This window comes from Streptomyces sp. NPDC054840 (assembly GCF_053611065.1).
Genome location: NZ_JBSGZP010000207.1, coordinates 1 through 10,864, shown reverse-complemented (window position 1 = coordinate 10,864; position 10,864 = coordinate 1). Strand labels below are relative to the sequence as shown.

Below are 10,864 nucleotides of genomic sequence, written 5' to 3'. Positions count from 1 at the left end.
CCCCTGAGGGGGTGCCGCCGCCCGGGCGTTTCCGGCCCGCCGTCCCCTTCCAGCACCGCCGGCGTGTGAGATGCGGGGTCCGGGTGGCGCCCCGGAAGGCCCCGTGCGGCGGATCCGCACCCGCTCACGCGTTCGCGCAAGCCCCCGATCGGTAAAACCCCCTCCCGCCGAGCGCAGCGGTACGGCAGGATCACCGGATGGAGCACGCACGCGATCTCACGCTTCTGCCCAAGGCCCATCTCCACCTGCACTTCACCGGGTCGATGCGGCCGTCGACCCTGTTGGAGCTCGCCGACAAGTACGGCGTACGCCTTCCCGACGCCCTGACGGCCGGGGAACCGCCCAAGCTCCGCGCCACCGACGAGCGCGGCTGGTTCCGCTTCCAGCGGCTCTACGACGCCGCCCGCTCCTGTTTGCGCGAGCCCGACGACATCCGGCGTCTGGTCCGCGAGGCCGCGGAGGAGGACGTACGGGACGGCAGCGGCTGGCTGGAGATCCAGGTGGATCCCACGTCCTACGCTCCCCTGCTCGGCGGGATGATCCCGGCCGTCGAGATCATCCTCGACGCCGTGGACGCGGCCTCCCGCGAGACCGGCCTCGGCATGCGGGTCCTCATCGCCGCGAACCGCATGAAGCACCCTCTCGACGCCCGTACCCTCGCCCGCCTCGCCGTCCGCTACGCCGACCGCGGCATCGTCGGCTTCGGCCTCTCCAACGACGAGCGCCGCGGCATGGCCCGCGACTTCGACCGGGCCTTCGCGATCGCCCGCGAGGGCGGCCTCCTCGCCGCCCCCCACGGCGGTGAGCTCACCGGCCCGTCCTCCGTCCGCGACTGCCTGGACGATCTGCACGCCTCCCGCATCGGGCACGGGGTGCGGGCCGCCGAGGATCCCCGGCTGCTCAAGCGGCTCGCCGACCGGCAGATCACCTGTGAGGTCTGCCCGGCCTCCAACGTGGCCCTCGGGGTCTACGAGCGCCCCGAGGACGTTCCGCTGCGCACCCTCTTCGAGGCCGGGGTCCCCATGGCGCTGGGCGCCGACGACCCGCTGCTCTTCGGGACCCGGCTCGCGGCCCAGTACGAGATCGCCCGACGCCACCACGCCTTCACGGACGTGGAGCTCGCCGAGCTGGCCCGCCAGTCGGTGCGCGGCAGTGCGGCGCCCGAGGAGGTGCAGGCCAAACTGCTGGCGGGGATCGACCACTGGCTCACCGGGTGAGCCGCAGGTCCCCCTCGTAGCAGTCGGCGCGTACCCGCCCGCCGTCCAGGAAGCCGATCTCCAGGTGGGTGCGGCCCTGCTCGGGCAGGGCGAACTCGGCGACCGAGGCGACGGTCTCGCCGAGGTGCCGCAGGAAGGGGTGGTCGCCGAGGTCCTCACCGACCTCGATACGGCCCCACTCCCCCATGTCGTACGCCGCGTGCGGGGTGGCGGACTCGACGATGAGGCACTGGTCGGATCCGGTGGTGATGCGGATGGTGTCGCCGATGCTGTCGATCAGCCAGACGTCGAGGGGCGCCTCGGAACGTTCGCCGTCGCTGATGTGCCAGGACGCCACGACTCGGCTGAGCGTGCGCCCCACGAGACGGGTGGGGTCCGTACCGGCCCCGTGCAGCGGACAGAGCATGGGCGGCCGGGACTCCTCAGATGCTGACGCCGACCGTCACCGGTTCGTTGACCAGGGTGACGCCGAAGGCCGCGTGGACGCCCGCGACGACCTCGCGGGCCAGGGTGAGGAGATCCTCGGTGGTGGCCTCGCCGCGGTTGGTGAGCGCGAGGGTGTGCTTGGTGGAGATGCGCGCCGGGCCGGTGCCGTAGCCCTTGGTGAAACCGGCCTTGTCGATCAGCCAGGCGGCACTGGTCTTCGTACGGCCGTCGCCGGCGGGGTACGCGGGCGGGGCGGTGTCGGCGCCGAGGCGGTCCTGGGCGCGGGCGAGGAAGGCGGCGTAGGCCTCGTCGGTCAGGATCGGGTTGTGGAAGAAGGAGCCGGCCGACCAGGTGTCGTGGTCGGCGGGGTCGAGGACCATGCCCTTGCCGGCGCGCAGCCGCAGCACCGTCTCGCGGGCGGTGGCGGCGGGGACCCGGTCGCCGGCCTCGACGCCGAGGGCGCGGGCGGTCTCGGGGTACTTGATCGGCGCGGACAGTCCGCCGGCGTCCTCCAGGGCGAAGCGCACGCGCAGGACGACATAGCGGTCGGGCTGGTCCTTGAAGGTGCTGTTGCGGTACCGGAAGGCACATTCGGCGGCGCTCAGAGTGACCGTTTCGCCGGTGGTGCGGTCATAGGCGACGACCTCGGTGATGGTGTCGCACACTTCCTGGCCGTACGCACCGACGTTCTGGATCGGGGTGGCGCCGGCCGAGCCGGGGATTCCGGCGAGGCACTCGATGCCGGCGAGGCCGGCCTCGACGGCGCGGGCGACGGCCTCGCTCCAGTTCTCGCCCGCGGCGAGTTCGAGGGTGGTGCCGTCGAGGGTGAAGCCGGTGGTCGCGATGCGCAGGGCGGTGCCGTCGAAGCCCCGGTCGCCGATGACGAGGTTACTGCCGCCACCGATGACCAGGAGCGGGGTGCCGCTCTCGTCCGCGGCGCGCACGGTGGCGACGACCTCGGCGTCGGTGGTCGCGGTGACCAGGCGGGCGGCGGGACCACCGAGACGGAAGGTGGTCAGCGGGGCGAGGGGGGCGTCGTGGAGTTCCTGCACGTGGACAAGAGTACGGTCCGTGCCCCTCGCATCCCTGCGGGCCACGGACCGTGCTCACTCGTCCCCCGTACCGGCCGGGTCAGTGGCCCGTCGTCTGCTCGGCGAGGCGGCGTTCGGCCTCGGCCCAGGTGAGGGGGAGTTCGCGGGCACCCACGGTCCAGTACGTGAAGGCGGATTCCTTCATGTACGCGCTGGCGGCGCGGGAGCTGGAGCGGTGGGGCTCGCTGCGGGCGAAGCGGTGGAGCGCGTCCCGGTCCTCCCACGCGGAGAGGGTGAGGAAGGTCCGGCCGAAGACGCGGGCGCGCAGGGCGACGCCGTGGGCACCAGGGGCCTTGCGGATCTGGCGGATGATGCCGGGCGCCTTGAGGAAGAACCTGACGGCGCCGGCGAGCGTGGCGGTCTCGAAGCGGGAGGCCATGACGTAGACCTCGGCGTCGGGGGCGGCCTGGGTGGGCGTGGACCAGGGGATGTCGGGCATGGCGGGCGCTCCTTCGCTGTGCGGCTTACGGGGCGGGGTGCGGGCGCGGTCAGCGCGCGGCGGGGACCTTCTCCGGGGCGGGGACGGGCCGGTCGGCGGGGGCCTGGAGGGCCTTGGCCTTACGGGGCACCAGCAGGGCCAGGGCGGCGGCGAGGGCGACCGCGCCGGCGCCGATCCACAGGGCGGGGATGGTGCCGTCGGTGAAGGCCTGCGGGGATTCGTAGCCGCCCTGGGCGGAGAAGACCGAGGCCAGGACGGCGACGCCGAGGGCTCCGCCGACCTCGCGCAGGGCGTTGTTGGTGCCGGAGGCCTTGCCCTGGTCCGCCGGGGCGACGGTGGACATCAGGACGTTGGCCGCGGGGGCGAAGTAGAGGGCCATACCGATCCCGCTGAGGACCAGCGGCGGGAGCTGGGCCGCGTACGAGACGTCCACGCTCAGGATCGCGGCGAACCAGCCGAGACCGAGGGCCTGGAAGGCGAGCCCGGCGGCCACGACGGGCCGGCCGCCGATGCGGTCGGAGAGGATCCCGGCCAGCGGGGCGACGATCATCGGCATTCCGGTCCAGGGGAGCATGCGCAGGCCGGCCTCGGTGGGCGAGTAGCCGGCGACGCCCTGGAGGAACTGGCTGAGCAGGAAGATCGAGCCGAACATGCCGAGGAACATCAGCAGGCTGGCCAGGTTGATCCCGAGGAAGCCGCGGTCGCGGAAGAGCCGCATGGGGAGCACGGGGTTGGCGTTGGTGAAGCCGTGGTGGATGAAGCCGCCCACGAGCGCGGCACCGACAATCAGGCCTGTCAGGACGGTGGCGCTGGTCCAGCCGTCGGAGTTGGCGTTGACCAGGGCGTAGACGATGCCGAAGAGGCCGCCGCTGATGAGCAGGGTGCCGGGGACGTCGAGGCGCGCGCCGGGGGCGGTGGACTCGGCGAGGCGCAGGCGGGCGAGCGGGATCAGGGCGAGACCTATCGGCACGTTGAGCCAGAAGATCCACTGCCAGGAGATGTGCTCGGTGAGGCTGCCGCCGATGAGGGGGCCGCTGGCGACGGCGAGGCCGGTGACGGCGCCGTAGATCCCGAGGGCCATGCCGCGGCGGGCGGCCGGAACGGCGGCGGTGAGCAGGGTGAGGGTGAGCGGCATCATGATCGCCGCGCCGACGCCCTGCACGGCGCGGGAGGCGATGAGCGCGTCGATGCCGGGCGAGAGCGCGGCTGCGGCGGAGGCGCCGGTGAAGATCGCGAGGCCCACGATGAACAGCCGGCGGCGACCGAAGCGGTCCCCGAGGGCTGCACCGAACATAAGGAGGACGGCGAAGGTGAGCGTGTACGCGTTCACCGTCCATTCCAGGTCCTCCAGCTTGCCGCCGAGGTCCTCCCGGATGGCGGGGAGGGCGGTGGTGACGACCAGGTTGTCGAGTGCGGCCATGAAGCTGGCCACGCCGGTGAGGATCAGGGCCCACACGGCGGGCCCGCGGAGCTTGGTGTCGGTGTCGGGTGTGTTCACGGTTCCCCCTGCGGCTATGGTTAGTTATTGCTGACTAACTTCATCGGTCACACGAAACCGCGCCGGGCAGCCGGCACGGAATGCACTCACTTCTCCAGGCGGCCCTTGACCCGGGCGTCGGGGTAGAGGCCCTGCCAGACCCGGTGATCAGGCGGGAACCCCATGGCGGCGAGGGTGTTGATGAGCATCCCGTACGCCATGAAGGTCGTGGTCGCACCCGCGTCCGCACCGAGCGGCACGTGCACGGTGTCCCACAGTTCCATCCAGCCCTTGCGGACCAGCTCACCGAGCTCGTGATCCCCGGCCGCCTCGGCGGCGGCGACGGTGACGTACATCTGGAGCTGCATCTGGAGCTTGTCGGGATCCTCGACGATCAGCTGGGTGTACGCGTCGGCCATGGCCTGTTGGGCCTCTTCGCCGCACAAGCCTTCGACGGCGGCGGCGAAGACCTCCCGCGTATCCCTCAGGCAGCGCTCGGAAGCGGCCAGGAAGATCGCCTGCTTATTGGGGAAGAGCCTGAACAGATAAGGCTGCGAGACACCGACCCGTTTGGCGATCGCCTCGGTGGACGTGCCGTAGTAGCCACCCTGGGCGAACTCGTGCATCGCCGCCCGGATGACACTCTCACGTCGCTCGTCCGCGCTCATCCTGACCATGAGGCAAAGTTAGTGCTCAATCACTAACCACGTCAAGGGGCGGGGCAGGCGGTCTGCGGACCGCGACCCTCCGCGGGGCCGGGAAGCCCCCGCCGCGCCCCACGAAAAGGGCGGAGGCGTCACTCCGGCGCCCCCGCCCCGCTGGCTTCGCGTCGTCGGCTCAGGCCAGTTCGACCACCGCGCGGGACATGCCCAGAACCTTCTGGCCCGCGCTCATGGCCGTCAGGTCGACCCGGACGCGGTTGCCGTCCAGCTTCGCGGCTACCTTCCCGGTGACCTCGATCAGCCCGCCCCGGTCGTCGTTGGGGACCACGACCGGCCTGGTGAAGCGCACGCCGTACTCGACCACCGCGCCCGGGTCGCCGACCCAGTCGGTGACCACGCGGATCGCCTCGGCCATGGTGAACATGCCGTGCGCGATCACGTCCGGCAGCCCGACCTCCTTGGCGAACTTCTCGTTCCAGTGGATCGGGTTGAAGTCGCCCGAGGCGCCCGCGTACTGGACCAGCGTGGCGCGCGTCACGGGGAAGGACGCCGCCGGCAGCTCGGTGCCGACCTCGACATCGACGTACTGGATCTGCGCTGCCATGTCAGGCCTCCTCGGGGGCGCGGGAGACGAGCTTCGTCCACGCCGTCACCACATGCTCGCCGGTCTCGTCGTGGACCTCGCCGCGGATGTCGATGACGTCATTGCCCGCGAGCGACTTCACGGACTCGATGGTGGAGACCACCGACAGCCGGTCACCGGCACGCACCGGGCGGGAGTAAGCGAACTTCTGGTCGCCATGCACGACCCGGCTGTAGTCCAGTCCCAGCTGCGGGTCTTCGACGACCTGGCCGGCGGCCTTGAAAGTGATCGCAAACACAAAAGTGGGCGGAGCGATCACATCGGGGTAGCCGTACGACTTCGCGGCCTCGGGATCGCTGTAGACGGGATTGGCATCCCCCACCGCAGCCGCGAATTCGCGGATCTTCTCCCGGCCGACCTCGTACGGATCGGTGGGCGGGTAGCTCCGCCCCACGAAGGACTGGTCGAGAGCCATGACTCACTACCTCCTGTTGAAGGGACACGAATGACGTAAGAACTAAAGACGGGAACGGGCACGGAAACGACATGAGGCCGCCCCCAATGAAGGGGACGACCTCATGACTGTGCCTGTTATTCGAGACTTCGCTGGGGTCAGCGGGTCTCGCGGTGCGCGGTGTGCGAGTTGCAGCGCGGGCAGTGCTTCTTCATCTCAAGACGGTCCGGGTTGTTACGCCGGTTCTTCTTGGTGATGTAGTTCCGCTCCTTGCACTCCACGCAGGCCAGCGTGATCTTCGGGCGGACGTCGGTGGCAGCCACGTGAGTGCTCCTTGACGGAAATTGGGACGGATGAACGCATACAAGAGTAGCCGACCGGGAGACCGACCCCGCAATCGGCTACTGTGTGTAGCGGCGACCGGACTTGAACCGGTGACACAGCGATTATGAGCCGCTTGCTCTACCGACTGAGCTACGCCGCTTTGATGTGATCAGCTCCCCACCCGAGGGCGGGGAACCTCTCTCACCAGAGCCCCAATGCGGAATCGAACCGCAGACCTTCTCCTTACCATGGAGACGCTCTACCGACTGAGCTATTGGGGCGAGCGATGAAGACATTACACGGTTGCCTGCCGATCGCCCAAATCCTTTGGGAGGACAGGGCTCCGAGGGGGTTCGCGAGCCCCCCTCGATCAACCCATGGATCACTCCCGACCCACTTTTCGGGCAGATTGTGAGCGAGCTCACCCTCCGACGGCCGCCGATCAAAAGCCTTGGCGGCCCGTGGGGCGCACACGCGGGCGCCCCGGCGCGTGGCACCACACCGGTACGACTATTGCGCTCTTCCGCGAAGCCGGGTGCGCCACGCCCTAGGCTCTGAGCACGCTGCGTGATCTTGGGCCGCGGGCCACGGCTCCAGGAACCGCCCGAGCCACCGCAGGAGCGCGATGTCCGACAGCCAGCCGCAGCAGCCGTTCCAGCCGCCCCGCAGCGGAAACGGCAACGCGGCCGCCGCCGAGGCCACCGACCTGCTGCTCACCGGGGCGTGCCTCACCGACGGCCGTACCGTCGACGTCCGCCTCGGCGGCGGCCGGATCCAGGCCGTCGGCACCGCGGGCAGCCTGCCCGCCCCCGCGCTGTCCCGGGTGGACCTGACCGGCTACCTGCTGCTCCCCGCCCCCGCCGAGCCGCACGCCCACGGGGACACCGCGTTGACCGCCGACGCCGACGGGCCCGTGTCCTACACCCCCGACGAGGTCCAGCGCCGAGCCACCGAAGCCGCCCTGCTCCAGCTCGGCCACGGCGCCACCGCCGTCCGCTCCCACGTCCGCATCGGCGACGTGCACGGCCTCGGTCCCATGGAAGCCGTGCTCCAGGCCCGCCGCTCCCTGCGCGGGCTCGCCGATCTCACCGCCGTGGCCGTTCCCCGGCTGCTGACCGGAGTGGCCGGCAGCGAAGGGCTGGCCATGCTGCGGGACGCGGTCAAGATGGGCGCGTCCGTGATCGGCGGCTGCCCGGACCTGGACCCGGACCCGGCGGGCTTCCTGGAAGCCGTCCTGGAACTCGCCGCCGAGCACGGCTGCCCCGTGGATCTGCACACGGACGGTGACGAACCTGGTCGCCTCGCCCGGCTCGCGGCGATGGCCGGCGGGCTGCGGCCCGGCGTGACCATCGGACCCTGCGGTGGTCTGGCCCGGCTCCCGCTGGACGCGGCCGCCCGCGCCGCCGACCAACTGGCCGCGGCCGGCGTACGGGTGACCTGCCTGCCCCAGGGCGACTGCGCGGCCCTGGAACGCCGCGGCCTGCGCACCGCCCCCGTCCGGCTGCTGCGGGCCGCCGGCGTGCGCGTCGCGGCCGGCAGCGGGGCGCTGCGGGACGCCGGGAACCCCGTCGGCCGCGGGGACCCGCTGGAGGCCGCCTATCTGCTGGCCTCCCAGGGAGGGCTCCGGGCCGCCGAGGCCTACGAGTCCGTCAGCGGCTGCGCCCGCGAGGCCATGGGCCTGCCCGAGGTCCGGGTGGAGGCGGGTTTCCCGGCGGAGCTGCTCGCCGTTCGCGGGGACCGGATCACGGGCGTGCTGTCCCTCGCCTACAGCCGGATCGTGATCCACCGAGGGCGGGTGGTAGCCCGTACGAGTGCCGTACGGGAGTACTGCGACTCCGCCGTCGCGGTGGCCTTGGACCTGCCCCGGCAGGGCCGTACGGAGCCGGGGCCCTGAAGTTCGCCGTCCGCTCGCGGGCGTCGGCGCCCGGCTCGTCGTACGGTCGGATCATGCGCATCGTCATCGCGGGTGGACACGGTCAGATCGCGCTGCGGCTGGAGCGCCTGCTCGCCGCGCGCGGGTACGAGATCGCGGGCATCGTCCGCGATCCGGCACAGGGCGACGACCTGAGGCAGGCGGGCGCCGAGCCGGTGCTCTGCGATCTGGAATCGGCCTCAGTGGAGCACGTGGCGGGAATTCTGCAGGGCGCGGACGTGGCGGTGTTCGCGGCCGGTGCGGGACCCGGCAGCGGCATCGGGCGGAAGGACACCGTGGACCGGGGCGCGGCGGTGCTGTTCGCCGACGCCGCCGAACGGGCCCGTGTACGGCGCTTCCTGATGGTCTCTTCGATGGGTGCGGACGCGCATCACGAAGGTGACGAGGTCTTCGACGCGTACCTGCGGGCCAAGGGCGAGGCCGATGACCACGTACGGACCCGGCTGGGCCTGGAGTGGACCGTCCTGCGCCCCGGTTCACTGATCGACGACGCCGGGACGGGCCTGGTCCGTCTGGAAGTGCGGACGGGCCCCGGGGCCGTCCCGCGCGACGACGCGGCGGCGGTGCTGGCCGAGCTGGTCGAGACCCCGGCGACGGCGGGCCTGACCCTGGAACTGGTCTCCGGATCGACACCGGTACAGGTGGCCGTGAAGGGCGTGGCGGGCAACTGAGGCCGAAGCCCCGGCAGTCCGGCGGGCCGGCGGGCGGGTCGGCGGGCGGGCCGGCGGGCGGTTCAGAACCCGGCGCTGATCTTGTCGTCGGACCGGCCGACGGAATCCTGCTGGTACCGGTCCTCGTACGCCTGCCGGATCCGTTCGATGCGCGTGCTGCGCTCGTCGGCCTCCTTCTCCGGGTAGAGCAGGACCACCTCGTACGAGGTCTCGTGGACGATCTTGCCGTCCTGGCCGCGCCATTGGCCGTACCCGTCGTGGAGGGTCAGCCCCTCGGGGAAGGCCGGGGTGATCTCCAGGTCCAGGAACCTCATGAACTCGCGTTCCTCCACGGGGTTGCGGCCGTCGGCCCGCTGGGTGCCGAAGTACAGCCGGGTCTCCTGGTGGGGCTGCCCCACGTCCGTGTGGAGGGCCGCTCCCACCAGAGCCGGAATCCCTGCGCCGAGCAGGGCCATGAGAACCCCACCGCCGACCTTCCCGCGCGTGTCAGATGTCCATTTCACCCCTGGTGAACGAACAGGAGCCGCCGACGTTGCGGCCGTGATCGGCGCGACGTCGGGCGACGGCGGGAAGCCCGCCCGTCCGGGGGCACGGGCGGTGCTCGGGTGCGGCTACCGGCAGATGACTGAGGGCCGGGGCTGTGGCCCGGTCGGGTGAGGAGCTCATCTGCCCGGAGCAATGTGCGAGAGGCGGGAAACGAAAGAACCCCCGTTCGCTGCGTTTCCGCAGATGAACGGGGGTTCCACTCGCGTGGCGGCGCCAGGGTTCGAACCTGGGTAGGCTGAGCCGGCAGATTTACAGTCTGCTCCCTTTGGCCACTCGGGCACACCGCCAAGATTTGCTGCCATTTTCTCCGCCTTGCGGCAGCGCTCCCTGGCAACGACGTAAACGATACCTGATGACCGGGGGTGCTTCACCACCGGATTGATCAGCGCCGGGGGTGGGTGTGGTGGCTAGGCTTTGCCGAGCGGTCCGGGCATGTCCGGCCGCGCCCTCCGGGGTGATCACAACCGACTTCAAGGAGCCACAGCACATGGCCGACTCCAGTTTCGACATCGTCTCGAAGGTCGAGCGGCAGGAGGTCGACAACGCCCTCAACCAGGCCGCCAAGGAGCTCTCGCAGCGCTACGACTTCAAGGGCACCGGCGCCACCATCGCCTGGTCCGGCGAGAAGATCCTGATGGAGGCGAACTCCGAGGAGCGCGTGAAGGCCGTCCTCGACGTCTTCGAGACCAAGCTGGTCAAGCGCGGGATCTCACTGAAGGCGCTGGACGCCGGGGAGCCGCAGCTGTCCGGTAAGGAGTACAAGATCTTCGCCACCATCGAGGAGGGCATCTCCCAGGAGAACGCCAAGAAGGTCGCGAAGATCATCCGGGACGAGGGTCCCAAGGGCGTCAAGGCCCAGGTCCAGGGCGAGGAGCTGCGCGTCAGCTCCAAGAGCCGTGACGACCTCCAGGAGGTCCAGGCGCTGCTCAAGGGCAAGGAACTGGACTTCGCGATCCAGTTCGTGAACTACCGCTGACCCTGGTTACGCGACCTGCCCGCTGGTCACGCGACCTGCCCCACGCCGGCCCGGCGGTCCTCACC

At 70.9% G+C, this 10,864-nt stretch carries 13 protein-coding genes and 3 tRNA genes; 4 read left to right on the top strand and 12 right to left on the bottom strand.

From position 1 onward, the window contains the following. Positions 1 to 197 precede the first annotated feature (197 nt). Positions 198 to 1,217 (top strand): adenosine deaminase, encoded by a 1,020-nt coding sequence (locus tag ACWGIU_RS16970; RefSeq protein ID WP_453706555.1) that lies wholly within the window; start codon positions 198 to 200, stop codon positions 1,215 to 1,217. On the opposite strand, the gene ACWGIU_RS16965 is transcribed toward ACWGIU_RS16970, so the two are convergent. From ACWGIU_RS16965 to ACWGIU_RS16920, 10 genes are all read right to left on the bottom strand, one after another. After that, on the bottom strand, positions 1,207 to 1,623 hold the full coding sequence (locus ACWGIU_RS16965) for a hypothetical protein (protein ID WP_030011236.1): 417 nt from the start codon (positions 1,621 to 1,623) through the stop codon (positions 1,207 to 1,209). The genes ACWGIU_RS16970 and ACWGIU_RS16965 overlap by 11 nt on opposite strands. A gap of 16 nt (positions 1,624 to 1,639) precedes the next feature. Further along, positions 1,640 to 2,695, bottom strand: a complete 1,056-nt coding sequence (locus ACWGIU_RS16960; RefSeq protein WP_453706553.1) for a UDP-N-acetylmuramate dehydrogenase — start codon at positions 2,693 to 2,695, stop codon at positions 1,640 to 1,642. 79 nt (positions 2,696 to 2,774) lie between these two features. Next, on the bottom strand, positions 2,775 to 3,173 hold the full coding sequence (locus ACWGIU_RS16955; protein WP_453706551.1) for a DUF3291 domain-containing protein: 399 nt from the start codon (positions 3,171 to 3,173) through the stop codon (positions 2,775 to 2,777). Positions 3,174 to 3,222: 49 nt separating this feature from the next. Further along, on the bottom strand, positions 3,223 to 4,671 hold the full coding sequence (locus tag ACWGIU_RS16950) for an MFS transporter (protein WP_453706549.1): 1,449 nt from the start codon (positions 4,669 to 4,671) through the stop codon (positions 3,223 to 3,225). Positions 4,672 to 4,757: 86 nt separating this feature from the next. Continuing rightward, entirely contained in the window at positions 4,758 to 5,327 is a 570-nt protein-coding gene (locus tag ACWGIU_RS16945; RefSeq protein WP_453706547.1) for a TetR/AcrR family transcriptional regulator, read from the bottom strand. Between the two features lie 160 nt (positions 5,328 to 5,487). After that, positions 5,488 to 5,916 (bottom strand): MaoC family dehydratase, encoded by a 429-nt coding sequence (locus ACWGIU_RS16940; protein WP_453706545.1) that lies wholly within the window; start codon positions 5,914 to 5,916, stop codon positions 5,488 to 5,490. Between the two features lies 1 nt (position 5,917). Beyond that, positions 5,918 to 6,370 carry an FAS1-like dehydratase domain-containing protein gene (locus ACWGIU_RS16935; RefSeq protein WP_453706543.1) on the bottom strand — a complete coding sequence of 151 codons (453 nt, stop codon included), beginning with the start codon at positions 6,368 to 6,370 and terminating at the stop codon, positions 5,918 to 5,920. Positions 6,371 to 6,507: 137 nt separating this feature from the next. Continuing rightward, on the bottom strand, positions 6,508 to 6,672 hold the full coding sequence (gene rpmG, locus ACWGIU_RS16930; protein WP_003956487.1) for a 50S ribosomal protein L33: 165 nt from the start codon (positions 6,670 to 6,672) through the stop codon (positions 6,508 to 6,510). Positions 6,673 to 6,760: 88 nt separating this feature from the next. Further along, a tRNA-Met gene (locus ACWGIU_RS16925) sits at positions 6,761 to 6,833 on the bottom strand. 48 nt (positions 6,834 to 6,881) lie between these two features. Next, positions 6,882 to 6,954, bottom strand: a tRNA-Thr gene (locus ACWGIU_RS16920). A 344-nt stretch (positions 6,955 to 7,298) separates the two neighbouring features. Here ACWGIU_RS16920 and ACWGIU_RS16915 point away from each other — a divergent pair. After that, positions 7,299 to 8,567 carry an amidohydrolase family protein gene (locus ACWGIU_RS16915; RefSeq protein WP_453706541.1) on the top strand — a complete coding sequence of 423 codons (1,269 nt, stop codon included), beginning with the start codon at positions 7,299 to 7,301 and terminating at the stop codon, positions 8,565 to 8,567. A 53-nt stretch (positions 8,568 to 8,620) separates the two neighbouring features. Beyond that, positions 8,621 to 9,277 (top strand): SDR family oxidoreductase, encoded by a 657-nt coding sequence (locus tag ACWGIU_RS16910; RefSeq protein WP_453706539.1) that lies wholly within the window; start codon positions 8,621 to 8,623, stop codon positions 9,275 to 9,277. 62 nt (positions 9,278 to 9,339) lie between these two features. On the opposite strand, the gene ACWGIU_RS16905 is transcribed toward ACWGIU_RS16910, so the two are convergent. Next, positions 9,340 to 9,732 carry a DUF3574 domain-containing protein gene (locus ACWGIU_RS16905; RefSeq protein ID WP_453706537.1) on the bottom strand — a complete coding sequence of 131 codons (393 nt, stop codon included), beginning with the start codon at positions 9,730 to 9,732 and terminating at the stop codon, positions 9,340 to 9,342. Between the two features lie 296 nt (positions 9,733 to 10,028). Continuing rightward, positions 10,029 to 10,110: transfer RNA gene (locus tag ACWGIU_RS16900), tRNA-Tyr, on the bottom strand. Positions 10,111 to 10,310: 200 nt separating this feature from the next. Here ACWGIU_RS16900 and ACWGIU_RS16895 point away from each other — a divergent pair. Then, a complete protein-coding gene (locus ACWGIU_RS16895; protein ID WP_392062229.1) occupies positions 10,311 to 10,799 on the top strand; it encodes a YajQ family cyclic di-GMP-binding protein in 489 nt (162 codons plus the stop codon). The last annotated feature ends 65 nt before the right edge of the window (positions 10,800 to 10,864 follow it).